Source organism: Ihubacter massiliensis (assembly GCF_024125305.1).
In the GTDB taxonomy this organism is placed as follows: Bacteria; Bacillota; Clostridia; order Peptostreptococcales; family Anaerovoracaceae; genus Hominibacterium; species Hominibacterium faecale.
The window spans coordinates 2,372,649-2,398,165 of sequence record NZ_JAMXVH010000001.1; the positions used below are offsets into that span (position 1 = coordinate 2,372,649).

Sequence of the window (25,517 nt, forward strand, 5' to 3'; positions counted from 1 at the left end):
TCCCTATAACCGTTCATCCGGATCTTCGGCCAGCACGTCGTCTTCCAGGTCATCCTCCAAATCGTCATCGTCCGGCCCCTCTTCTGAGAAACCGCCTTCATCGAAGATTTCGTCTTCGTCGGCAACATCAGGATCAGCGTCGATAATATCTTCGATGGCGGACAAACCTTCCATCTCTGGCGCCTCCTTGATTTCAATCTCTTCGTTGTCCTCGGTCAGAACTTTTACATCAAGTCCCAGACTCTGCATTTCTTTGATCAGAACCTTAAAGGATTCGGGGATTCCCGGTTCAGGAATGTTCTCGCCCTTGACGATTGCTTCATAGGTCTTGACACGCCCTACGATATCGTCAGACTTAACCGTAAGGATTTCCTGCAGAGTATATGCAGCACCGTATGCTTCCAGTGCCCAAACTTCCATTTCCCCAAAACGCTGTCCGCCGAACTGGGCTTTTCCTCCCAGAGGCTGTTGGGTAACCAATGAATACGGACCTGTACTTCTGGCGTGAATTTTGTCGTCTACCAGATGGTGAAGCTTCAGCATATACATGTAGCCCACGGTTACCGGATTATCGAACTGCTCGCCAGTACGTCCGTCTCTTAATTTCAGTTTACCGCTTTTATCAACGCCGACTTCATCCAACAGCTGAATGATATCCTTTTCGTTTGCTCCATCAAATACCGGCGTAGCGATATACCAGTCTTTTCTCTTGGCCGCCAATCCCAGATGAACCTCCAGCACCTGTCCGACGTTCATTCGGGAAGGTACACCCAGAGGGTTGAGCATGACCTGCAGGGACTGGCCGTTTTCCATAAACGGCATATCTTCTTCCGGCAGGATTCTGGAAATAACACCTTTGTTTCCGTGGCGTCCGGCCATCTTGTCTCCCACGTTGATTTTCCTCTTGGTGGCAATATAGCAGCGCACCAGTTTGTTTACGCCTGGAGGCAGCTCATCGCCGTTTTCTCTTGAGAAAATCTTTACGTCGACTACAATACCAGTCTCTCCATGAGGAACACGAAGCGAGGTATCTCTAACTTCTCTGGCTTTCTCTCCGAAAATAGCCCGCAGCAGTCTTTCTTCCGCAGTCAGCTCCGTTTCTCCCTTTGGAGTTACTTTGCCAACCAGAATATCGGATGCGTTAACTTCAGCACCAATTCGGATAATGCCTTCTTCATCCAAGTCCTTGAGCGCGTCTTCGCCCACATTGGGGATATCTCTGGTGATCTCTTCCGGTCCCAGCTTGGTATCCCTGGCTTCGGATTCATATTCTTCAATATGGATGGATGTGAGAACATCCTCCATAATCAGTCTTTCATTGAGTATGATTGCATCCTCGTAATTGTAGCCTTCCCAAGTCATGAAGCCGATCAGCAGGTTTTTGCCCAGTGCGACTTCACCGTTTTCAGTGGAAGGACCGTCGGCAATTACTTCTCCGGCCTCTACATGTTCGCCGTGACAGACAATCGGTCTCTGGTTAATGCAGGTTCCCTGGTTAGAACGTTTAAATTTAAGCAGTGTGTATTTATCCGTTCCTTTTCCGTCATCCCTGCGGATGGTGATTCTATCGGCATCGACGAATTCTACCGTACCGGAATTTTTAGCCAGCTGTACGACACCCGAATCCTTAGCAGCCTTGTGCTCCATTCCGGTTCCGACGATCGGCGCTTCCGTTACCAGAAGCGGAACAGCCTGACGCTGCATGTTGGAACCCATCAGCGCCCGGTTGGCGTCATCGTTTTCCAGGAAGGGGATCATCGCAGTAGCCACAGATACAACCTGCTTGGGCGAAACGTCCATATAGTCGATTTGATCTCTCGGCATCAGGTCGATTTCTCCGCCTACACCGCGGGAAGCTACCTTCAGATTGACGAAGTGTCCTTCTGAATCCAGCGGTTCGTTAGCCTGGGCTACGATTTTATCTTCTTCATCATCGGCCGTCAGGTAATGGATTTCATCCGTTACACGGCCTGTCTCTTTATCTACTACACGATACGGAGTTTCGATAAATCCATATTCATTGATAATTCCATAAGTTGTTAAGGAGCCAATCAGCCCAATGTTAGGGCCTTCTGGTGTCTCGATGGGGCACATTCTTCCATAATGGGAATGATGTACGTCACGTACTTCGAATCCGGCTCTCTCTCTGGACAGTCCTCCCGGACCCAGAGCCGACAGTCTTCTCTTGTGTGTCAGCTCGGCCAGCGGATTGGTCTGGTCCATAAACTGGGATAGCTGGGAGCTTCCGAAAAATTCTTTGATGGAAGCCGTCACAGGACGAATGTTCATCAGCGCCTGAGGCGTTGCGATTTCGATATCCTGTGTGGTCATTCTCTCTTTAACGGTTCGCTCCATTCTGGCAAGACCGATGCGGAACTGATTTTGCAGCAGTTCGCCCACGGTTCTCAGTCTCCGGTTGCCCAGATGGTCGATGTCATCAACTTCTCCAATTCCATAGTTCAGGTTGAGGATATAGCTGACTGAGGCGATGATATCGGCGATGAGAATATGCTTGGGCGACAGGTCATGCTTTCTGGAAACCAGGGCTTCTTTAAGAGATGCTTCATCGCTTCCTTCGTTTTCACTGAGTATTTCCATCAGTACCGGATAATAAACCTTATCCGGAATCTTGGTGTCGGAAAGGTCGAATTCCACGTAGGTGCTGATGTCGACGAACTGGTTGCCGATTATTTTTGTCACGGTCTCTTCATCGTTTCCATACGCGAAGATATGATGGACGCCGGCGTTTTCAATCTGGCGGGCCATCTGTGCATCGATGCGCTGGTCTTTTTCAACCAGAATTTCACCGGTATTGGGGTCTGTCACATCTTCTGCTGCGACACGATCCACGATCCGGTTGAAGAGTCCCAGTTTTTTATTGTATTTATATCTGCCTACTTTGGCAAGGTCATATCGTTTCGGGTCAAAAAATAAGGAATTGAGCAGAGACTCGGCGCTTTCCACGGTAGGCGGCTCTCCTGGTCTGAGCTTTTTATAGATTTCTTTCAAACCTTCTTCGTAGCTGTCAGTCGCATCCTTTTCCAGGGTTCTTCTAAGTCTTGCGTCTTCTCCGAAGGTATCAATAATCTCCTGATCGCTTCCCATCCCCAGTGCTCGAAGGAGTGTTGTGACAGGCTGTTTTCTGGTACGGTCAACTCTTACTGAGATGATTTCATTGGAATCCGTCTCATATTCAAGCCATGCCCCCCTGTTTGGAATAATCGTCGTCGAGAATAGATTTTTACCCGACTTGTCTATTTCTACCGCATAATAAGGTCCCGGAGAACGCACCAGCTGAGTTACCACCACTCGCTCGGCGCCGTTATAGATGAAGGTACCTTTTTCGGTCATCAGCGGGAAGTCCCCCATGAATACTTCCTGCTCTTTTACTTCCCCTGTTTCTTTATTGATTAATCTTACTTTTACTTTAAGTGGAGCTGCATATGTTACATCGCGTTCCTTACATTCCTCCTGCTCGTATTTGGGAGGATCGTTTAAGGAATAGTCGATAAATTCAAGCACTAAATTTCCTGCATAATCCTTAATCGGGGATATGTCCTCAAAGACTTCCTGCAGGCCTTCTTTGATGAACCAATCGTAGGAATCCGTTTGAATCTGGATCAGATTTGGCATTTCCGCGACTTCATTGATCTTGGAAAATGTCATACGGTCTTTTCTACCTAATTTTACTGGCTTTGGCATATTTATCACTCCTTATATCTCTAACAAATTACATTTGCGTGGCAGTCTAATATGATATCACGGAGGTGTCAATTTGTCAACATTATTTTTGGAAATTTCTAGTTTTTTGCTTTTGAGTGAATAGATTTGGTCATTTGCGATGGGGATTTTGCCCGATAGGCGGGGCGTGATCGGGTGCAGCCCAGCGAGGGGAGGCGACGCATAGAAATAAGGAATATTTATTTTTACAGCAACCGATTTTGCCTGATGTGCCGCATTGTTCAAGCCGCCGCTTGATTGATCAGCTACCTGGCCTTGGCCCTATCAGCCTTGGCACGAGATTTAGACCAGCCCGCCAGGATCCAGTCAGGTTCTGGAAGCAGGCTGCGATCCGGGAAACGTTCTGTAAAAAACAGCATTTTTTATACGCAAAAGCAGGCGGGAACGCATCCCGCCTGCCAGATTGTCCATAACTGCGCTTATTTCAGTTCTACCTTTGCGCCAACTTCTTCCAGCTGACCCTTGATTGCTTCGGCTTCTGCCTTTTCAATGCCTTCTTTTACGTTGGACGGAGCTCCGTCAACCAGCTCTTTTGCTTCCTTCAGTCCCAGGCCGGTGATTTCTCTTACAGCCTTGATAACCTTGATCTTTTCTCCGCCAACTTCTGCCAGAACAACTGTGAATTCAGTCTGTTCTTCTGCTCCGCCTGCTGCTGCTCCGTCAGCTGCCGCTACTACAACGCCTGCTGCTGCGGACACACCAAATTCTTCTTCGCAAGCCTTTACAAGCTCGTTTAATTCCAGTACGGACATTTCTTTTATAGCTTCAATAAATTCAGCTGTTGTTAATTTTGCCATTCTAATTTACCTCCAATTAAATTTTAATGATTCATAATAAAACTTTCGTTTAAATTGTTTCTCTTAAGCTTCTTCTGCCGGTGCAGCTTCTGCTCCGCCTTCGCCTTTTTCAGCGATCTGGTTAAGCACACGTGCAAAGTTGGTGATCGGGGACTGGATGCTTCCCATGAACTTTGCGATCAGGTTTTCCCTTGACGGGATCTTGGCGATCTGTTTTACGCCTTCTGCATCAAAGAATTCACCTTCAATGACACCTGCTTTGAATTCCATTTTTTTGTATTCTTCGATCACTCCATTGATGACTCTGGCCGGAGCCGTAGCATCGTCGTAGCTGATGGCGAATGCGCTGGGTCCTTCCAGGGCCTGACCCAGGGACTCATAGGGAGTGCCTTCGATAGCTCTCTTAGCCAGCGTATTCTTGTAGACGGTATAGTCCACATCTGCCTCACGAAGCTTTCTTCTCATTTCGTCAGCCTGCGCAACTGTGATTCCCATATAGTCGATCACTATGGCAGCCTGCGCTTTTTCCAGCTTTTCTTTTATCTCGTCAATGATGACCTGTTTTTCCTGCCATGCTTCTTTTGACATACGTTTCTCTCCTTTCCTGAGATTTGGTTTGCGGTACGCCGTAAATGAAAAGCCTTGATCTGCGAAGACAAATCAAGGCCAATATACATTCATTTATATTGTACCTCGGCGGGATGATTAAGCTCGTATCAACATACTCGCCCCCGCTGTCTACGGTTATTATTCTTATTTTGTTTTAAATCTTAGCCAAGCTTCTGCGCGTTGACTTTGATTCCAGGTCCCATACTTGAAGCAACCGTTACGCTCTTCAGATACTGACCTTTAGCTGCAGCAGGTTTTGCTTTGATAACAGCTTCCAGCAGCGCATTGAAGTTATCTTCCAGCTTTTCCTTTCCAAAGGAAGCCTTTCCGATCGGTGTGTGGATAATGTTGCTCTTGTCAAGGCGATATTCCACTTTACCTGCTTTTACTTCCTGGATGGCTTTTTCAACATCCATTGTAACTGTACCGGATTTTGGGTTCGGCATCAGGCCCTTAGGACCTAAAATCTTACCCAGACGTCCTACAACACCCATCATGTCAGGAGTTGCGATAACCACATCAAAGTCAAACCAGTTTTCTGTCTGGATTCTCTGGGCCATTTCCTCAGCTCCCACAAAATCAGCGCCTGCCGCTTCTGCTTCCGCTGCCTTCGGTCCCTTTGCGAATACCAAAACTTTCTTTGTTTTGCCTGTTCCGTGCGGGAGAACGATAGCGCCTCTGACCTGCTGGTCAGCGTGTCTTCCGTCTACACCAAGTCTGATGTGCACTTCAACAGTTTCGTCAAATTTTGCCTTGGCTGTCTTAGTAACCAGCTCCATGGCTTCCGGTACTTCATATACCGCCTGTCTGTCATATGCTTTTAATGACTCTTTGTAATTCTTACCTCTTTTAGGCATCTTAAACCTCCTTGTGGTATTAGCGGCATTCTGCCTCCCACGCTCTTAGTCTTCTACTACGATTCCCATGCTTCTTGCAGTTCCCTTGATCATCTCTGTAGCTGATTCAAGGCTTGCTGCATTAAGATCCGGCATCTTTGTCTTTGCGATTTCTTCGACCTGTGCGGTTGTCAGTGTAGCCACCTTTTTCTTGTTAGGCTCACCGGATGCAGTGTCAAGTCCCGCGGCCTTCTTGAGCAGAACTGCTGCAGGCGGTGTTTTGCAGATGAACGAAAACGATCTGTCCGCATAAACAGTAATCACTACAGGAATGATCATGCCTGGCTGGTCCTGAGTTTTGGCGTTGAACTGTTTACAGAAGTCCATAATGTTAACGCCGTGCTGACCCAGAGCAGGTCCTACTGGAGGAGCCGGATTTGCGTTGCCGGCCGGAATCTGAAGTTTGATATAACCTTCAACTTTCTTAGCCATTGTGTTTCTCCTTTCTCTTAGATTTTATCTACCTGTGCGAAGTCAAGCTCCACAGGCGTATCTCGTCCGAACATGGAGATTCTAGCTTTCAGCGTCTGTTTTTCCATATTGACCTCTTCTACTACTCCCATAAAGCTTTCGAATGGTCCATTGATAACCTTTACACTGTCGCCCACTTCCACATCCAGATCGATGTATATTTTCTCGATACCCATTCTTCTCACCTCTTCTGTGGAAAGAGGGATCGGGTCGGAGCCATGACCTACGAAACCTGTTACGCCCTGGGTGTTTCTCACCAGGTACCAAGATTCGTTGGTAACAATCATTTTTACAATAACGTACCCAGGGAACATTTTCCTGGTTTTGATCTTCCGTTGTCCGTTTTTAATCTCTACCCGGTCTTCCGTCGGCACAACAACGTCAAGGATCAGATCCTGCATTCCCCGATTTTCAACGATCTTCTCAATATTCACTTTCACCTTGTTCTCGTGGCCGGAATAAGTGTGGACGACATACCACTTGGCTTCACCGTCACCCCTCAATCCTTCCAGCTCTTCGATGTTCAGCTTTTTCTTCGGAGGTTCTTCCGCAGGAGCTTCATCTGCCGTTTCGGCCTCAGCCCGTGCAGAAGGAGTTTCCTCTTCCGATACCTGATCAGAGCAGGCCCCGTCCGCAGTTTCCTCAATTACAGAGGATTCCTCCGCCGCAAGGTTTTCTTCCATGATAGTATCCTTTTCGTTCTCTCCCATTGCACCTTCAGTCCTTTTTATCTTTCATTACATAGTAATACCAAGCAAGCCTTTGAGCGCTGCCAAAAATCCGGTATCAATCGCCCAGAATGCGACAGCAAAGACAGCACAGGCAACCAGTACGACCACCGTATAGGAACCCAGTTCCTTCTTTGTCGGCCATACTACCTTTTTCATTTCCAGCTTGACACCCTTAAAGTAGTCTTTCAGGCTGCCTCTTTTTTTCTTAGGAGGAGCTACAGGAACTTTTCGTTTTACGTCCTTGTCCTTTTTTGCCATGATTACTACTCCTTATTTGGTTTCCTTATGAATCGTATGTTTCTTGCAGAACTTGCAGTATTTCTTGATTTCGATACGATCAGGATCGTTCTTCTTGTTCTTGATTGTATTGTAGTTTCTCTGCTTACATTCTGTGCAAGCCAATGTTACTTTAACTCTCATCTTGATTGTCCTCCGTTTAACTCAAAATTCAGAGCCTCAGAAAGCTCTGTTTGTAATCATCATCATAAAGTCGCTTGATAATTGTATATTAGCGGCTCGTCAATGTCAAGAGATTTTTACCAATTCTAGAGATCGATTTCTTTGGGATCGTCTTCTTCAATTTGGTACCACTCTTCATCCACGAATCCGCCTTCGCTGATTTTTTCCAAAGGCATGATCATATACTTGCCCCAGGCCTCTACTGCTACGCTGCCATCGGGAAGCAAAATTTCCCCTGTACCTTCAAACAGTTTGCGGTTCCGTTTTGTCACCCTGGCAACTGCCTTCAGGTCCGCTTCCGTTGGAATGGGCTTTTTGTACTTCATATGCAGTTCGACGGTTACGCCCCAAAAGTCATCCCGGCCGTCGGCCGCTGCCCGGCCGATCAGTTCGTCCAAAACACCTGCGGCCATTCCGCCGTGCATTCTGCCCGGGTAGCTCTGGTGCCAGTCCTCCGATCGGAATGTAGCTGCGATTTCGCCATTTTCCAATTCATAAAACCGGCAGCCCAGGCTGGCTTTATTTTGGTCGCCGCAGACGATACATCTGGCACTGTTGTTTTGTTTTCGTTTTACCCTTTGCTTCATGATTTACTCCATTTTAAAACTGCGGCGGATGCCGCAGCTTTCAGTTTCTGTTCTTATTATATTCTTTTATTCGGTCTCCGTCAAGAGATCAGGACCAGCCTTTTTGCTTTTCTCCTATTGGTGCAGCGGAATTTCTTTTCCATCCAGCAGCACGCTTTCCACCTGCTGCATATCGATTAGCTTGCCAAGCACGCCCTCCATAGTTCCTGAGGAATGACTTCCGTCGGACAGCCAGGAAGAACCGTCTATCTGAACAGGTACCGCCGCTCCATCCTTCATTTTAATCTTCAGGGCGGTCAAGGACTCCCATCCCGCTTCCACATCTTCGTAATAGCGACCGACTTTGCCCTCCACAAAACAGGAAATCGGAGAAATGGTAATTTTTTCGATCACCAGAGAACCTTCTCCGGCGGGAATTTCAGCTGACGGTTTATAGGTCTTGGAAACATCCTTGTAGGCCAGCTTAAAGTTGAGTTTCCAGCTGCCTTCGATCAGAACTTTTTCATCGCCCTCTTGCACATTGATCACTTTTCCAAGATTTTTCAGTTTTAGTTCCACTTCCCGATTATTGGCCGCTTCATCTGATGACAGCTCCATGAGCATACTGAGAGTTTTTCCATCTGCTGATACGCCGTCCTTCATCGGGCTCAAACTCAGCATACCGGTCTGCTGGGACTCCATATCAAAGGATTCAAAGCAGCACATCTGGTCCAGCTTAAGATCGGTCAAGGAAGTCACCTCCAGCAAAACAAAGACCCGGTGCCCGTCTCCCACCGCTTGTTTGGCCTCGATGCGCAGACCATTTTTTTCGACAGCCGCATTGATATCCGTTACCGATTGGGTAATCTGATCACTAGTTCCCCCCAACAGGCTTGCCAGTCTGCTGTCCAGCTTTAGCACCTTTACGGTAAACGCTCCGCAGGCAAGGAGCATGACAGCGGCAAGGGCAATGGCGGCCGTCCTTCTGAGATGACGAGTTTTTCGGGGAGTACGTTCTTTTTCTATCTGTTCCACAACACACGCAAGTATCCGCTCTTTTTCTTCTTTATTCATGACGTATCCCCCTTTCCTCCAATTTCTTTTTTAAGATCGCTTTTGAACGAAAGAGTTTATTTTCCACTTGTTTTTCCGACAATTCCAACTTTCCAGCGATTTCTTTCACCTTATATTCCTGGAAGAAACGCATGGCAAAGATGGTTCGGTCCGGTTCCTCCATTTCTGCCACTACCTGACGAACAGTCAGCTCTTCTTCTCTGCGAATCACCATATCTTCAATCCCCTCGCTGTCGTCCGGGATCTCTTCCTTCTGATAAATGTCCGCCTCAAGTCCCCCTCGCAGGCGCTTGCATTTATCCAGAGCGGCATTTCTGGCGATTCCATAAAGATAACTTTTCAGAGAAGTGCCTTTGTTGGGCTTGAAACTCTTTCGATATCGCCACAGGCGTATAAAAGTTTCTGCGATCGCTTCCTCCACATCCTCGTCTGTCCCCCAGGCGAGAATCTCTCTGCAGATGGTCTTTACCGAGTCTCCGTATAAATCCAACGCGATGGCAATGCCCTTTTCCGGATTTCGTTCAATTGTTCGAATCAGTTTTTTGTCTTCCATGCTGTGAAAAGGTCCCTTTCACTTACCTATACCTGCCTTGTCGTGAAAACCACTCACTTTTTCCTAAATTATTTTTTATCTACGTTTTCCTTTTTTTCTCAGCCTGCTCCGTTCTAATCGAAACAGCCCGTTCATGACGGCCCATATGACACCCGCTTCCAAAAATAAAGCAGTCGCCAGAAAGGAGGAGAAGCGGGTAAGCAGCATGATGGCCAGCATTGCGCCAATTAAAATTCGATTCATCATTTTAAAGACTCGGTATCCGCTTCGGTAGGCAAGCATCCGTTCTCGGATTACCGCTTCCTCGTGAAGATTGCCCTTTTGATTCAAACTGGGCCTTCGGCTGAGCTTGAAGAGCATCTTTTTTGAACACCACATTGCTCCAATAGCCGCGAAAAGGGCTATCGCCACCCATATCTGTGCGCCGTTACCTGTTTTGCTGCAAAGGAAAAAACGAATTCCTATGAAAAGGAAGGTCAGCATCATGAACAGCTCTAGAAGGTAGTCCGCGGCTTCCAGTCCTCCTTCTATTTTTTCCCACTTTCCTCCTGCTGTATCATCGCTTTCTTTCAACGCATCTTGGCTTTCAAATTTGAGGAGCCACCCAAGGGCACTGATTACCAGGTCAATGCCGATCACAATCCAGGTCAGCAGCCAAATTGAACGGATTATCTGATCGCTGGAAAAATCCAGGGTTTCACTTTTTATTTCAAAGAAAATTAAAAAGACAAAGACGCCGATGGCCGCTATCACGCACAGGATTGTCACTGCTGCCAGGAAAACAATCCCCCAATTTACTGTTCCTGCTCGTTTAATGTTCATTGTTTTCCTCCTCGTATGCAAACACGTCCTCCACCCTTACATTCAGCATTTTGGCAATTTTCAGCGCCAGGGTCACCGAAGGCGAGTAGTCTCCCCGTTCAATGAGGCTGATGGTCTGTCTGGACGCTCCGACCAGCCGGCCAAAATCCTGCTGGTTCATATTCAATTTCGCCCGGTACTCTTTTAATCGATTCCTCAGAGGCATATTCACAAACCTTTCTATTGACAACTATTATTTGCATTTTGACTATATGAGTTGTCATTATGACAAGAATCATAGTCATCTTTATTATAGTTCTGACAAAAATGCTTGTCAAGCAGACCTGTTGGCTTTTGGTGGAGTTGGGCCCCGGCGAGGAGAGTGCCAGAAAAAATCAAAAGAGTTAAGATTTATAGTAATCTTTGATGCTTTTCCGGTTTTCCACCCCCATAAAACCAGTTAAGCGCTGAAAAACTATCAGAACTAGCTCCTTTTTGCAGCAATCCCGATATCCCGGGCTGGGCCGCCCCGTTTCAACAACCATCGCACCAATACCCAGGCCGGAGCGAGGTATACCCGCTCCGCCTGAACAGCAAAAGACTGCTGCATGAAGCGAATCAATCTTTTCACTTCGTGCAGCAGCCTTCCAATCTACCATTTCTATCACCGTTCCAGGCGCACATCCTTTTTACTCATTGACCGAACCGTGGTCAAAATCAGAACCACAGCCAAAATCAGCAGGACGCAGGCAATGCTTCCCATAAGGATATTACCCGCCCCATAGAAGGACTTGGCCAGCATGACGAGAGCCGTAAGGGTCACCGCGAACATAATCACCATCGGAATAGCCGTAGGCAGCACACCCCTTCCTGTTCTTGCGAACCACGCGGTCAGCGCCAGTAGAGCCAGACCGGCCAGCAGCTGATTAGACGCGCCGAAAATCGGCCAAATCTTATCGTAGCCGTAAAGCATGAGCAGTCCTGCGCAGCCCACTGTCACCACCGTCCCCACAACCGGCTTTTGCAAAAATCGTTGAAATTGAGGCTGGTCCTTTTTCTCCCCTTTTCCCATCAGCTCCTGGAACATATACCGGGCAATCCGGGTCGCCGTATCCAGAGACGTAAGGGCAAAGGCCGAAAAAGCCAAGATGATAAACACCATCCCCACCTCTTTAGGCAGGCCGAATCCGGCCATAAACTCAGACACGCCCGCCGCGAATCTTACCGCAGGAGTTCCATCGACCTGAACAGCCGTATAAGCAACGGCAATGATCGTAACGATCGCCACAATCCCCTCAATCAACATAGCACCGTAGCCAATCAGCTTAGCATCAGACTCTTTGTTGATCTGCTTTGAAGTCGTTCCCGAACCGACCAGCGAATGAAAGCCGGAAATCGCCCCGCAAGCAACGGTAATAAACAAAATTGGAAATAAATATTGAACCGCTTTCCCATCGTTCACAGCAAATGACGTAAAGGCATCCATCTGCAAAGTCGGATGTTCAATGAAAATACCCGCAACTGCGCCGATCAAAACTGCGTAAAGAAGAAATGAACACAGGTAATCCCTGGGCTGAAGCAGAATCCACACAGGCATCACAGACGCCACCACGATGTACAGGAGAACAACCACAATCCATGCGGTTTTGGACAAGGTCAGGATGGGAAACGTGTAGCCGATCCAAATGCAGAAGAAGAGTGCCGCCACCCCGATAATCGTCGATACTACGATGTTGGCATTCTTTCGATAAACAAAAATTCCAAACAAGACGGCAAGCAAAATAAATAAAACCGACGCAGTACCGGCCATAGCCCCTGTCAGGTTGTTCGGATTTGCCGGGTCGTAAGCAAAGGTTCCCGCACAAATATCGGCAAAGGCCGCCACTACCAGGACCAGCGCCAGCCAGGAAAACAGATTGAACAGCAGCTTTCCAGTCTGACCGATATTCTGCCGCACCACTTCACCGATGGACTTTCCATCATGGCGCAGCGAAGCAAAAATAGAACCAAAGTCATGGACACCGCCGAAAAAAATGCTGCCGATTACCACCCACAAATAAACGGGCAGCCAGCCGAAAATGATCGCCTGGATTGGCCCTGTAATCGGCCCCGCTCCTGCAATCGAAGAAAAGTGATGACCCAGTATGACTTTCGCGTCCGCAGGGCAATAGTCAACATCATCCCGTAAGGTATGAGCGGGCGTCGGCCTGCAGGCGTCAATCCCCCACTTTTTCGCTAAAAATCTTCCATAAGTCACATAGGCAATGAAGAATGCTCCAATGCCAATTACCAATAATAATGCTGCATTCATCTCTCGTTCACCTCGCAAAATCGTATTCCATCACCATTGATATACCTGTTTAATTTCTTTTCCCACTTTATTAGTATACACTTTTTTTCCTTTCAGGTCAACACAAACCAGCCGCACTTTGGAAAATCCCCGCCAAAAGAAGTGAAACATTTTTTCAAACTTGAGCCTCTTGACCAGGTTTTCAGTCCCAGGGGGCAGAGTATCACAGACAAGGATTCCGGTAATATCCGTGTAAAAATGATCCTTTCCCGGACTCAGCGCCATTACTTTTTCACACATCTCACAAAAAAACGAGTCCACATCTTCCAGATCCGGCGCGGCAATTGCCTTCATATAGCAAGTTTCAAAGGTTTCATAGCGATCAATGATATCTTGCTTTGTAAGAAAGATTCTGCCGGAAACATCATGGTATCGGGCAATCATAAGATATTGCCGGCCGTTTTCTTTGCCAGGTGCTTCTATTTGAAAATTAGCTTCCAGCCGCTTTCGAATCATTTCCGCATATTGTTCCAGGTTCATACTGCAATTCTCCCTTACAGAAAAAGCGGCTGAACATGTCAGCCGCTTTTATCATATTTCTTAAATTATTTCCAGACAGTTTTTCGGGCACTGGTTCACGCAGGCTTCGCATGTCACACAAGTTTCTTTATCTACCTTCCAAACCTTTTCTTTGCGGTCTATGGTCAGTGCGTCCACCGGGCAGGCCTTGGAGCAAATACCGCAGTAAATACAGTCACTGGTTTTGCATATCAAACCTTCCTCATCCTCAGGGCAGCTGTATGTAGGCTCTTTTTCCGCTTCCGCTTCTTTTTTCGCCTCTTTCTTTTCTGCCTTTTCCTCGCTTTGGGAAGCTTCTGCTTTTCCGCCCAGCGAGAGACACTTCTTCGGACATTTTTCTACACAGACTCCGCAGCTTACGCAAGCGTCTGTATCCACCTTCCAAACCTTTTCCTTGCGATCAACAGTCAGCGCCTCGCAAGGACAATTCTTGGAACAAAGTCCGCAGTAAATACAGTCGTCCAGATTACAGGTCAGCTCGCCGCTATCGGCTTCGCCGCCGTCCTTCTCTTTGTTGAGCGTTGTTTTGTCTTGCTTAGGTATCTCAAAGGTATCCACGACTTTTTCTGGTCCCGGTTCTGTATACTGATTTTCCATGGTCAGACAAGTTTTCGGACACACTTCAACACAGCAGTTGCACTGAATGCACTGCATTCTTTCGATGGTCCATGTACGGGCGTTTCGATCAACGGTGATGGCATTGGCCGGGCACTTTTTGGCACAAATACCACAGACAATACAGTCCTCCGTACGAATACCGATCTGTCCTCTCGTCCGCTCCTGCCACTCTCTTGGTACTACTGGGTACATGAGAGTCGCAGGCTTTCTGAACAGACTTTTTAGTACGACTTTTCCGATTCTAAAAGTTGCCATTACTCTCACCTACCTTTCTGTACAACTGATACAAGGGTCGATCGTTAAGATCAGAATTGGAACATCAGCCAGATCGCAGCCCTGCAGCATTTTAACAAGTGCAGGGATGTTCATGTTGGTTGGTGTCCTGACTCTCATTCTTTCGAGGAATTTGGAGTCCGCACCCTTGGCGTAATAGAACGCTTCGCCTCTGGGCTGTTCTAATCTGACTGCAAACTCGCCCTTCACATTTCCTTTCACTGGCACATCGATCGGTCCGTCCGGAATCTGCGAAACAGCCTCTTCAATCAAATCAATGGACTGGAAAACCTCTCCGATTCTCACTTTGCATCTTGCATAGCAATCGCCTTCTGTTTCCACAATCGGCTCAAAATTCAGCTTATCATAGACTCCCGGCCCGTTCAGTCTCAAATCCTGAATCAGTCCCGATCCTCTTGCTACCGGGCCTGTGGCGCTGAGATCGATCGCATCCTCTTTCGACAACACGCCGACGCCGCACAGTCTGTTTTTAACAGAAGTATCATTGATAAATACATCTGTCAGCTCTTTGATTTCTTTTTTCAAACCCTTGAGAATATCCACGATCTCTTTCAGAGTTTCGTTATCGATATCTTTTCTCAGGCCGCCGACTTTACATACGGAAAAGATAACTCTTCCGCCGGTCGTCTTTTCAAAAATATCGAGAATCGATTCTCGGACTCTCCAGCAATGCATAAACAAGCTGTCAAAAGCAAAGGCGTCAGCCAAAAGGCCCAGCCATAAAAGATGGCTGTGAAGCCTGGACAGTTCATGCCAAATCGTCCTCAAATATTCAGCTCTTTCCGGAACCTGGATATCCATGGCCCCTTCCACGGAGGCGCAATAGCCCCAGCCGTGTCCGAAACTGCAGATACCACAGATTCTTTCTATAACATATACCATTTCGGTATATTCCTTTTTTTCCACCAGCTTTTCCAGGCCTCTATGAATAAATCCAATAGAAGGAATCGCTTCGACTACCACTTCATCTTCGAGCACAAGATCGAGATGAACCGGTTCCGGAAGCACCGGATGCTGCGGTCCGAAAGGAATAATCGTTCTTTTACCCATATCTTTCTTCCTTTCTTAGTTCTTTGGATTCCATGGAGTAGGTTCAGCCACCTTAAAGAAATGTCCGCCGTAATCCAATTCAATATTCTTAATCTTGATTCCGAACAGATCGTGCATTTCATTTTCATAAATGAACGCGCTCCAATACTCGCCGGTAACGCTCTGAATCTCTTCTTCTTCCGGAATCGTCACTCTCAGGTTAAACAGCTCATGATCCTTATCGAAGGAATAAAGGATTTCAAATCCTTCCGAAACCTTTGTCGCGCAGATCTGCAGCAGCCTGTAGCCTTCCGCTTTCATGTTTCTGGCTTTTGACAAAAGATCAGAAGCTGCAACGGGTTCAATGCTTTGTTCTCTATATGATCTCATTTAAGCTTCCTCCTTTTCTGCAGGTTCTGCGTCGATCGCCGGAGCTGCCGTATTGCCGTTCATAGCGTTTCTCTTTTCCTGAAGAACGCCCAGGCCTTTTACAACTCCATCAATGATTGCTTCCGGTCTAGCCGCGCAGCCCGGAACGTATACGTCTACCGGGATTACGGTATCGACGCCGCCTAGAATGTTATAGCATTCTTTAAAAACGCCGCCGTTGTTGGCGCAAATTCCAATGGCCACAACCACTTTTGGTTCCGGCATCTGGGAATAAATCTGCTTTACGACTTCTTTATTCTGCTCATTTACAGATCCGGTTACCAGAAACACATCCGCATGCTTTGGGTTACCGGTATTGATGATACCAAACCGCTCAACGTCGTACATAGGTGTAAGGCATGCCAGTACTTCTATGTCGCATCCGTTGCAGCTGGAGCCGTCATAATGGATGACCCATGGTGATTTTGTTACATATGACATCTCTACACCTCCTTTATACCAGATATACGATGAACAAGTTGATCATACCAAGCACCAGCGCTACAATCCACGCTGAGTTGATGGCAACCTGCCACTTCATTCTTGCGAAACAGTTATCGATGAACACTTCCAGGAAGTAGGCTGCAAGGCATACAACTACGCCGATTACAGCGCCCCAGATCGTGCCGTTGGCAAAGAACAGGAATATGAATCCCAAAAGGAAAATGTTCTCATACCAGTGAGCAACTTCGATCAGAGCCATCGTCTTTCCTGAAAATTCAGTAACCAGTCCTTTTACCAGTTCCTGATGCGCATGGTGCGACATGGACAGGTCGAAAGGCGACTTTCTGAATTTAATGGTCAAAATGAACAGGAATCCGAAAAACACTCCGATCAACGGCAGGAAGGACATAGAGTCAGTAGCAACAATCTGACGCACTTCAAAGCTTCCAACCACAATGTAAAATCCAATCGCCGTCAAAAGTACCATCGGTTCATATGCCAGCATTTGCAGCAATTCTCTCTCAGCACCGATCTGGGAGTAAGGAGAATTGGATGAAAAGGCTGCGACGATGAGGAATACGCTTGCCAAAGTCAGTGTGAAAATGACCAGCAGCAGGTCTCCGCCTGCGAAGAAGATTCCGCCTGTAACCAGCACAAAGATGAAGAAGCAAGTTACGTAGAAATCCTGTACTTTATTAACAGTAATGTCTTCTTTTTCTCTCAGCTTCAGCACATCGTAGAACGGCTGCAGAACCGGCGGTCCCACTCTTCCCTGCATTCTTGCGGAAATGATACGGTCGATACCTGCTAAGAATCCTCCAACGAGCGGTGCGAGAACAAGATATGCGACTACAAATATTATTATCTTAATCATTTTAAGCAGCACCTCCTGTCATGATCGCAACCAGTGACCCGATCATCAGGCCCAGTCCTATAATGATAACTGCCGAAGTAATGATGCATCCGATGACATTCATCTTCATTTCGCCGAAATATTTTTCCATATGCCAGTTACGCAGCGATGCATCAACCGGTCTGTCCATTGCGCCGTGGAAACGAAGGTCATCTCCTTCATTAACACCAGCCATATAGATAGGTACGATTTTTTTCTTTGTTCGTCCGAAGAAGAACGCGATCAACAGCAGTACCACGGCTACCATGATAACCATGATGATCATGTTGTCTGCGGAGAGCGCCATGGATGAAAGTCCTCCGAATACGCCTTCCAGGTAAGGAACGATGGAATAGCTGGAAATCAGCGGAAAAGCCAGACATGCAACGATGGTCAGCGCAACCAGCGTTCCCTGTACGAACCATTCTTCTTTATGTACCTTCTGCTGGATATTTTCCGTGCCAGCTACGATAGCACCCATCTTACCGAGCCATTTGGTCCAGTAGAAAGCGGTCGCCGCACTGCCGAAGCAGATGATGCCAACCAGAATCAAATTGCCGGAATCTACGAACGCTGTCATGGAGGCCCATTTTGAAATCAGCATTCCAAAAGGTGCCAAGAACATGCCTGCGATGCCGATCATCATGAAAGCTGCCAAACGAGGCATTCTTCCAAAGAGACCGTCCATATCTTCGATATCTCTGCTGCCGATATTGTGTTCCGCAGTACCTACGCACAGGAACAGCAGAGACTTGGTGATTGCGTGGAATATAATCAGCATGATGCCTGCCCATACCGCACCAGCCGTACCGATACCGCCGCAGGTTACGATCAGTCCCAGGTTGGCAATGGTCGAGTAAGCCAGTACCTTCTTGGCGTTGCTCTGCGAGATAGCCGCAAAGGATGCTAGCAGGAAGGTTACACCGCCTACAGTCATGGTCATCAGACCCGCGAAGTTGCCCATCCCCAGACATGGTGCCAGCTTAATAATCAGGAATACGCCGGCTTTAACCATTGTGGAAGAGTGGAGCAGCGCCGAAGTCGGTGTCGGTGCTACCATAGCACCGAGCAGCCAGCTGTTGAACGGCATCTGAGCCGCCTTAGTGATTCCTGCAAATGCCAGGAACGCTGCCGGGATTGCCATGATTCCGGAGTACATCATTCCGTATGTAATCATTGTACTCAGTTCCAGAGTCTGGTAAACGATTCCCAGGATGAGGATGGCGGCCGCAAAACCAACGCCGCCCAAAAGGTTCATGATCAGGGCGCGGAACGCATTGTTGGTTGCTTCCTTAGTCTTGGTGTACCCGATGAGGAAGAAAGAACAAAGGCTCGTGATCTCCCAGAAGAAGTACATCCAAATCAGGTTGTTCGATGTAACGATACCGAACATCGCTGCCAGGAAGAGAAACATAACGAAGAAGAACCAAGGTCTTCTGTCTTTTTCACCAGCGTGGTGATGCTGGAAGTCTTTCATGTAGCCTAATGCATACACGCAGATAAGGCTTCCGATGATTCCAATGATCAGAGCCATGATCACGGAAAGTCTGTCAATATACATATTGTTGACGACTTCGATGTGATGTCCTTTAGTAAGTTCGAACCATATCAGAAGCGGTGTCTGAATGGCTGCAAAAACTGATGCCAGGTATTTCTTGTGTCTGATGCCGATGATGATGATATAGATTGCCAGACAGGCTTCGATAATCATCATGACATAATTGACTGCTTCATGGCTGAAGTCAAACATTTGACCGCCATTTCTGAAATACTGTACTGCAAGGAAGATGGATCCGGCGGCGATTACAATTGCCGCAAATTTAACGATCACGTCTCTTGCTGCGTCAGCTTTAACTACTAAAAGAACAAAGGCCACAACTAATGGAAACAAGATTAGAAAAAATATAGTGCCCATTTTATCCTCCTAATAAATAAAACTTTTTATGAGTGCCAATTTCTCACACCTCATTATACCTATATATATATCCAATAACAAGCGTTAGATTATATTTTCAATCTTCTGAAATTTCTGTTTATCCGGCGCAAACGGTTGAATTTCTGCGGTTTTTATTTTTTCAGCAAAAAAGTCTCAAAAAAAAGACAATTTTTTGGCGGACCTTGGCAGAACTCCTGTGGATCCTGTATACGTTCTCATTTTAAAGATTTCCTAAAGAAGGGATATTTCTCATAGTAAGACACCCCTAACAAGAAGCATTCATCTCAAAAAATCTCTTTTTTGAGAATATATGCCATCTGCGTTTTATGATGGGGTTTGCCCCGAGATGACCGGCTGACAGGTGGCTAGCTCAAAGGTCAGCCCGCCGCGACCCGGCTTAAAGCCCATTCCGGCCCAAAGCAAAAAAGAGGCTGATCGCATTCATAACTAATTGAATGCGACAGCCTCTTTCGATAATTCTATAACAAACTTTGGCTTATTTCTCTTTCTTCGGTTCAACGCTCTTCGAAAGAATGAAGAATACGATGCACGCCACTGCACAGACTACCGTCAGAATAGCCAGACCGATCTGAATCGTTCCAACAATGGTATCCACATTGGATCCTTCCAGAATACCGTCGAAATAGTCGCCTGATTCCCAGGCATCCTCTGTGCCCCAACCTTCATACCAAGGCTCGAACAGCAGCGCAATCCCATTCATGATGGTCATTACCAGGAACAGGAAGGCAATCTTCTTTGTATCTCCAACAGCCAGACCGGTTTTTTCATTTTTCGGGAAGTTGACTGGATCTTTTTTAGTAAGACCACCGTATCTTCTCCTCCAGATAAAGTACAGAATCGGTCCTGTAATAATACCGATCATACCGCCCAAATAGTAGTCGGAACCGTTGACAAAATTGGCGAACAGCGCCACGCAGATTGGTACTATGCAGATCGCGGCCAACAGCCCGTTGCCGCCAGGAATTCTGAATACATATTCTTCTCTCGGAATTCTTCTTCTGAGCACCATCGCTGAGATGTATACCAAAATGTAGGAAGCCATCAACAGCGCGACATCCAGTATGATAATGAACCCAAACGGGAACATGCAGAAAATCAAGTTGAAAATTCCTACTGATAATACTGCCACATACGGAACACCATGTTTTTTATCACACTTTACCATTACCGGCGGAGCAAGGAAGTCATCTGCCAAAGCGAAGAATCCTCTGGATCCAGATGCGATATATGTATTATAGATGGAACATTGAGCCAAAATTGCCACAATGGCGAATATAACACCAAATGCAGGTCCCCAGAAGTGGGAGACAACCGTCGCATATCCCACAGCATCGCCTTCTGTTCCCCAGTTTTCCCAGTTGCCCAGAGAGCCCAGGCCTGCCGTTGTCGGCAGAATATAAACAGCCATGATGAGCGGAATGGTAATCAACGTACCTTTTGGAATAACCTGCGGATTGGAAACTTCTCCCGCAATGGTGGACATGGATTCATATCCGGAGTACATCCACATTCCGATGGAAATGCCTCCCGCAATATAGAAGAACCAATCGCTCAGGCCTTCTGCAGGTTCCGCCGTCATCTGGAAGGAAATCGTGGATGCCGTCTCCGCATCGCCACCCCAATTGATGAAGCCGCAAACCGCGACGACAGCAAAGGCTACCATTACCAAAATCGACAGGATTGTACTTGCAATACCTACATCTTTTACTCCGCGGATATTGATCAACGTAAAAATTAAAATCATTGCAAATTTTAGAGCAAATTCCATCCCCCATGTCATATCCCATACCGTGGCAGCATACCCGCCTGCAAGGATAACATAGGATGTGTTATCGATGTAGATGGAGATCGTTCTCCACCAGCCAGCCTGGAATCCCCAGAACTCGCCAAGGGCCTCCTGGACCCACTTGTAATAGCCGCCCTCCTGCGGTCTTACAGAACCCAGCTCGGAAGCTACCAAACCAAAGGGCAGTCCCCAAACAAAAGGCAGAACGCACAGCATAACGATGGTTAGTCCAGGGCCGCATTCCGGAATCATTTCCTCGATTCCGTAACAACCGGCGGCAACCAGACAGAAGATCATGAACACTACGGTGGACACTTTAATGTCATGTTTCTTCAACCCATGTTCGCCTACATTAACAGGCGCTGAGTTTCTTTGTTCACTCATGTCTTTACCTCCTCAAAACAAAATAAATAAAACATAATTACAAATCTAATTATACACCATTTGTTTGAATTATCAATTAATTAAGACGAATTAAAAGAGAACAGCAAACCCGTTCTCTTTTAATCTCAAAATTGTTATTTTCCTTTACAATTTCAATTCCCTTGTATACGAATGTTTTTCACTATTTAGTTAAATCCGGGAAGGTTTCATCGAAGGTCTTTTCGTCTGCGCCGAGCGAATTGATGACCCTCGTCTTACCCATGGACTTGGTAATCTTCTGCACAATCATAGGAACAATAACTGCTGCACATGCCACTGCAAATACAATGGGGCCGCCGCCGGTAATTTCCGGATCCGCAAATGCCATCAACAGCAGGCAGCATAGCTGCGCAATCATAGCAAACCATGGAACCCAGGACTGTCCTTTGCTCACGCGGGCACGCAGACAAGTATCCGGATCATAACCTCTCTGCTTAATCCTTACTCTGAATCGCTTCTGAGAAGCAATAATGCCGACCCAGGCCAGTGTTCCGGTAAATCCGGACATGGACAGCAGGTTGGTGTACAGATTTGATAAAGTGCCGGTCAGTTCTGAAACCAGACCGATGATCAGTACAATCCACATGAAAAGCAAGGTAAAAAGTACCGCATTCTTAGGAGTCGCCTTCTTATTCAGCTTGCCCAGGAATTTAGGCGCAAGACCTTCAACCGCCAGGCCGTACATACACCTTACTGTTCCGTAGAATCCCGTATTGGCACAGCTGAAGGCCGCTACCAGTACGACAGCGCTCATGATAAAGCCAAAGGGTCCCATGCCGTAAGCTTTCATGATATCGGCAAAGATTGGTGTTTCATCAGTACCCAAGTCAGTCGGATAAACCAGCAGCACCAAAAGGATAGGTACCAGGTAAAGACCTACGATACGATATGTAACGCTCTTGCAGGCTCTCGGTACAGATTTGTCCGGATCCTGAGATTCTGCCGCTGCAAGACCGACGATTTCCGTGCCCTGGAAGGTAACCAGTACAACAACCATGCAGGTCAATACGATTGCAAATCCGTTAGGGAACAGATCGGCCATAAAATCAGCATCGCCGAAATTCACGCCCATGCCTTTGAATCCATCTTCCACGGCACCCTGGACAACGCCCTGAGGATTGCCCCACAGTCCGACCCAGATACCAAAGGCCAGCAGCGCAAACAAAATGATAACACATACTTTGGTAATAGCCAGTCCTGATTCGATCTTCGCAAAGATATCGACTGCGCAAAGATTGATGATCGTCAGTGCCGCCAAGGCTCCCACTGCAAATGCAACATAAGCGATTGCGCTTTTGTTGCCCGTCAGGCTCTGCAGTACATAGGAAACCGCAATGGCTTCTGAAGGTACATAGCACACCCAGTTGAACCAGAAGGACCAGCCCATACCCACCGACATGGTCTCTCCTAGAAATTCATTGGTGTAGGCTACAAAAGAACCCTTTCTCGGTAAGTTGACTAATAATTCCGCATAAGCGATCATAAGTCCGTAAACAATAACTCCAACTACGCCGAACGCTAAAAATACTGCTGGTCCCATAGCCTGGATACACCAGCCTACTCCGAGGAAATAGCAGGATCCGATTACACCGCCAAGACCAATGAACGCTACCTGCCAGCCCTTAATGCCTCTTTTTAGTTCTTGAGGCTCTTCTGTTACCTGAACAACTTTTTTCTCTTCTGACATATTTGCCTCCTTCTCACATATTAAAAATATGATTAGATTTGCCCTCTCTTCATAGTTCCGCAGCTTTCCAAGGGGTAAAAGCATAAGCAGAATATTCAGTTTTTTAGGGCTTTTTTATTTTTTCATACTTTTCTCTCATTGTCAACGATTCTGAGAAATTTCTCAATTCTGATTTTTTCATTTCTCAACACTGAGATATCAGCAACTGCAATCGCGTGCTTTCAACGGCCTCATTAGTGTCTTCTAAAACTTACATATCCTTCTTCAAAAAAAGAAATCGAACCACATGACAAAAGCGGTTCGATCTCTTTTCTATTTTCCCTTGTTAATATGTAATTTTCTAACTATTTCGTCAAATCCGGATATAATTCGTCAAAGGACTTTTCGTCGCTTCCCAGCGCGTTGATGTCACGCACATGTCCCGTTTTAGCCAGAATCGCACGCACGATCATGGGCACGAATACGGCAGCGCAGGCCAGGCCAAAGATAGGCAGCTGTCCTTCGCCAAAGGCCAGCAACACTAAGCAAGCCAGCTGGGCGATCATAGCGAACCACGGAATCCAGGCTTGTCCCTTGCTTACTTTAGCCCGCAGGCAGGTTTCCGGATCGTAGCCCCTCTGCTTCAATCTTCTTCTAAAGAGTATCTGGGAAGCAATGATGCCTACCCAAGCCAGAGTTCCGGTAAAGCCGGACATGGACAGCAGGCTGGCGTACAAGCTTTCCAGCGCGCCGGTCAACTGAGAAAACAGACCGATGATCAACACAATCCACATGAAGAGCAGTGTAAACAATACTGCGTTCTTCGGATTGGCGTTCTTGTTGAGCTTGCTGAGAAACTTCGGTGCCAGACCTTCGATGGAAAGACCGAACATACAGCGAACTGTTCCATAGAAGCCGGTGTTGGCGCAGCTGAAGGCCGCAACCAGTACGATAGCGCTCATGATCAAAGCAAATCCATTCAAATTATAAAGTTTGAGCGTATCGGCAAAGATCGGAGTAGCATCTGATCCCAGTGCATATGGGAAGATCAGGATGAGCAAGAGAATCGGAACCATATACAGTCCCACGATACGATAGGTAACGCTCTTGCATGCTTTTGGAACCGACTGGTCCGGATTTTCCGCTTCCGCAGCTGTCAAGCCTACGATTTCCGTACCCTGGAAGGTTACCAGCACAACAACCATGGAGGTCATTACAATAGCTGCCCCGTTGGGGAAAAGCTGTGATCCGAATCCGACAGCTGCATCTCCGAAGTTTACAGTAGCACCCAGGAAACCGTCGCTTCCCCAGAGGCCTACCCAAATTCCGAAAGCCAGGATAATAAATAAAATAATTACGCAAACCTTTGTAATAGCCAGTCCCGATTCGATCTTCGCAAAGATATCAACCGCGCAAAGATTGATAATCGTCAGCGCCAACAGCGCTCCAACTGCGAAGGCCACATACGAAGTCGCGCTCGTCGCCCCCGTCAAGGACTGTAATACCGTAGCAACGGCAATGGCTTCCGAAGGACAGTAGCATACCCAGTTGAACCAGAATGCCCATCCCATGCCGGTGGATATCGTTGGCCCTAAGAACTCATTGGTATAAGCTACAAAAGAACCCTTCCTCGGAAGGTTGACCAATAATTCCGCATAAGCGATCATAAGTCCATAAACGATAACACCAACTACCGCAAAAGCGATAAATACTGCGGGTCCCATGTCGTGGACGCAAATACCAAGACCCAGAAAATAACAGGATCCGATTACGCCGCCAAGACCAATAAATGCGACCTGCCACCCCTTAATACCTCTTTTTAGCTCCTGCGTCTCTTCTCCCGCCGGAGCTACATTTCTTTCTTCTGACATTTTTGCCTCCTTCTCACATATACAAGATATGCAGATGATTAGATTCGTCCATTCTCTAGCAGGCTCAACCTTTCCAAGGGTAAAAGGTAATTCGAAATTTTCAGTTACTTAATGGACTGCTCTATTTTTTCACATTCGTGCAAAAATGTCAATATTAATGAGAATTTTCTCATTTTTAATTTTTATCCGTATCATTTTTGAGAATTATAGATTAAAAAACAATAACAGGCCCACGGCTCCCGGCAGGCCCAGAATTCCAATAATGACCGCGCTCAAAGGGTTTAAAGGCACAAATAGCCCCCAATTCCCGCCCAGAATATTGATTAAAACAATCAGCACACCTCCTATCATGCTGTTAATCAGCATCCTCCCCGCCCATTTAAGGGGCACGATCAATAGCTTTCCCAGCACGTAAATCAAAAAAAGGCATGCCGCGTAGGCCACAAAAATGCCGGCTTCCAATCCAAAGCTCATAATAACCTCCTTAAGCTTTATCTATTGTTTCTTATGTAACAGGCTATGCGCAGAGGACAAAAAAAAG

General features: G+C 46.9%; 24 protein-coding genes, 1 pseudogene and 1 other annotated feature. All 25 genes and pseudogenes read right to left on the bottom strand.

Features of this window, described 5'->3' with window-relative positions; all coding sequences use genetic code 11:
• Positions 1-3: 3 nt before the first annotated feature.
• The 25 genes and pseudogenes from rpoB to NIA71_RS11220 all read right to left on the bottom strand — a co-directional run bounded on the left by rpoB (position 4) and on the right by NIA71_RS11220 (position 25,450).
• The gene (gene rpoB / locus NIA71_RS11100; RefSeq protein WP_253020420.1) at positions 4-3,702 is read right to left on the bottom strand and encodes a DNA-directed RNA polymerase subunit beta; all 3,699 of its coding nucleotides are present in this window, start codon (positions 3,700-3,702) and stop codon (positions 4-6) included.
• 458 nt (positions 3,703-4,160) lie between these two features.
• On the bottom strand, positions 4,161-4,538 hold the full coding sequence (rplL, locus tag NIA71_RS11105) for a 50S ribosomal protein L7/L12 (RefSeq protein WP_148396126.1): 378 nt from the start codon (positions 4,536-4,538) through the stop codon (positions 4,161-4,163).
• 63 nt (positions 4,539-4,601) lie between these two features.
• Positions 4,602-5,126, bottom strand: a complete 525-nt coding sequence (gene rplJ / locus NIA71_RS11110; protein ID WP_148396125.1) for a 50S ribosomal protein L10 — start codon at positions 5,124-5,126, stop codon at positions 4,602-4,604.
• 37 nt (positions 5,127-5,163) lie between these two features.
• Positions 5,164-5,300, bottom strand: a sequence feature (ribosomal protein L10 leader region).
• A gap of 8 nt (positions 5,301-5,308) precedes the next feature.
• Positions 5,309-6,004: a 50S ribosomal protein L1 gene (gene rplA, locus NIA71_RS11115; RefSeq protein ID WP_148396124.1), complete on the bottom strand. Its 696-nt coding sequence runs from the start codon at positions 6,002-6,004 to the stop codon at positions 5,309-5,311.
• A 45-nt stretch (positions 6,005-6,049) separates the two neighbouring features.
• Complete coding sequence (rplK, locus tag NIA71_RS11120; protein ID WP_148396123.1) at positions 6,050-6,475, bottom strand: 50S ribosomal protein L11; 426 nt, start codon at positions 6,473-6,475, stop codon at positions 6,050-6,052.
• A gap of 17 nt (positions 6,476-6,492) precedes the next feature.
• Positions 6,493-7,026, bottom strand: coding sequence for a transcription termination/antitermination protein NusG (gene nusG, locus NIA71_RS11125; RefSeq protein WP_148396247.1), 534 nt, complete (start codon positions 7,024-7,026; stop codon positions 6,493-6,495).
• 225 nt (positions 7,027-7,251) lie between these two features.
• The gene (secE, locus tag NIA71_RS11130) at positions 7,252-7,503 is read right to left on the bottom strand and encodes a preprotein translocase subunit SecE (protein ID WP_148396122.1); all 252 of its coding nucleotides are present in this window, start codon (positions 7,501-7,503) and stop codon (positions 7,252-7,254) included.
• A 12-nt stretch (positions 7,504-7,515) separates the two neighbouring features.
• The gene (gene rpmG, locus NIA71_RS11135) at positions 7,516-7,665 is read right to left on the bottom strand and encodes a 50S ribosomal protein L33 (RefSeq protein ID WP_148396121.1); all 150 of its coding nucleotides are present in this window, start codon (positions 7,663-7,665) and stop codon (positions 7,516-7,518) included.
• Positions 7,666-7,790: 125 nt separating this feature from the next.
• Positions 7,791-8,291 (bottom strand): PaaI family thioesterase, encoded by a 501-nt coding sequence (locus NIA71_RS11140; protein WP_148396120.1) that lies wholly within the window; start codon positions 8,289-8,291, stop codon positions 7,791-7,793.
• A 114-nt stretch (positions 8,292-8,405) separates the two neighbouring features.
• Positions 8,406-9,344 carry a DUF4179 domain-containing protein gene (locus tag NIA71_RS11145; protein WP_253020421.1) on the bottom strand — a complete coding sequence of 313 codons (939 nt, stop codon included), beginning with the start codon at positions 9,342-9,344 and terminating at the stop codon, positions 8,406-8,408.
• Positions 9,337-9,897: an RNA polymerase sigma factor gene (locus NIA71_RS11150; protein ID WP_148396118.1), complete on the bottom strand. Its 561-nt coding sequence runs from the start codon at positions 9,895-9,897 to the stop codon at positions 9,337-9,339. Before NIA71_RS11150 ends, NIA71_RS11145 begins: the two co-directional genes overlap by 8 nt.
• 75 nt (positions 9,898-9,972) lie before the next feature.
• Entirely contained in the window at positions 9,973-10,719 is a 747-nt protein-coding gene (locus tag NIA71_RS11155; RefSeq protein ID WP_148396117.1) for a hypothetical protein, read from the bottom strand.
• Positions 10,709-10,924: a helix-turn-helix transcriptional regulator gene (locus NIA71_RS11160; RefSeq protein ID WP_148396116.1), complete on the bottom strand. Its 216-nt coding sequence runs from the start codon at positions 10,922-10,924 to the stop codon at positions 10,709-10,711. The genes NIA71_RS11155 and NIA71_RS11160 overlap by 11 nt, the downstream gene beginning before the upstream one ends.
• Positions 10,925-11,362: 438 nt before the next feature.
• A complete protein-coding gene (locus NIA71_RS11165; RefSeq protein WP_253020422.1) occupies positions 11,363-13,009 on the bottom strand; it encodes a carbon starvation protein A in 1,647 nt (548 codons plus the stop codon).
• A gap of 30 nt (positions 13,010-13,039) precedes the next feature.
• Positions 13,040-13,528 (bottom strand): hypothetical protein, encoded by a 489-nt coding sequence (locus NIA71_RS11170; protein ID WP_148396114.1) that lies wholly within the window; start codon positions 13,526-13,528, stop codon positions 13,040-13,042.
• A 60-nt stretch (positions 13,529-13,588) separates the two neighbouring features.
• Positions 13,589-14,440: a 4Fe-4S binding protein gene (locus NIA71_RS11175; RefSeq protein ID WP_253020423.1), complete on the bottom strand. Its 852-nt coding sequence runs from the start codon at positions 14,438-14,440 to the stop codon at positions 13,589-13,591.
• A gap of 9 nt (positions 14,441-14,449) precedes the next feature.
• A complete protein-coding gene (locus NIA71_RS11180) occupies positions 14,450-15,529 on the bottom strand; it encodes a nickel-dependent hydrogenase large subunit (protein WP_148396112.1) in 1,080 nt (359 codons plus the stop codon).
• A 15-nt stretch (positions 15,530-15,544) separates the two neighbouring features.
• Positions 15,545-15,898 (bottom strand): NADH-quinone oxidoreductase subunit C, encoded by a 354-nt coding sequence (locus tag NIA71_RS11185; RefSeq protein ID WP_148396111.1) that lies wholly within the window; start codon positions 15,896-15,898, stop codon positions 15,545-15,547.
• Positions 15,899-16,378, bottom strand: coding sequence for an NADH-quinone oxidoreductase subunit B family protein (locus tag NIA71_RS11190; protein WP_148396110.1), 480 nt, complete (start codon positions 16,376-16,378; stop codon positions 15,899-15,901).
• Positions 16,379-16,391: 13 nt separating this feature from the next.
• On the bottom strand, positions 16,392-17,255 hold the full coding sequence (locus tag NIA71_RS11195; RefSeq protein ID WP_148396109.1) for a respiratory chain complex I subunit 1 family protein: 864 nt from the start codon (positions 17,253-17,255) through the stop codon (positions 16,392-16,394).
• A 550-nt stretch (positions 17,256-17,805) separates the two neighbouring features.
• A pseudogene (locus NIA71_RS11200) lies at positions 17,806-19,188 on the bottom strand (NADH-quinone oxidoreductase subunit L); the annotation flags it as partial.
• Between the two features lie 517 nt (positions 19,189-19,705).
• Complete coding sequence (locus NIA71_RS11205; RefSeq protein ID WP_253020424.1) at positions 19,706-21,400, bottom strand: APC family permease; 1,695 nt, start codon at positions 21,398-21,400, stop codon at positions 19,706-19,708.
• Between the two features lie 181 nt (positions 21,401-21,581).
• Positions 21,582-23,126 carry an amino acid permease gene (locus tag NIA71_RS11210; RefSeq protein WP_253020425.1) on the bottom strand — a complete coding sequence of 515 codons (1,545 nt, stop codon included), beginning with the start codon at positions 23,124-23,126 and terminating at the stop codon, positions 21,582-21,584.
• Between the two features lie 344 nt (positions 23,127-23,470).
• Positions 23,471-24,976 (bottom strand): amino acid permease, encoded by a 1,506-nt coding sequence (locus NIA71_RS11215; protein ID WP_148396105.1) that lies wholly within the window; start codon positions 24,974-24,976, stop codon positions 23,471-23,473.
• Between the two features lie 204 nt (positions 24,977-25,180).
• A complete protein-coding gene (locus NIA71_RS11220) occupies positions 25,181-25,450 on the bottom strand; it encodes a pro-sigmaK processing inhibitor BofA family protein (RefSeq protein ID WP_148396104.1) in 270 nt (89 codons plus the stop codon).
• Positions 25,451-25,517 lie beyond the last annotated feature (67 nt).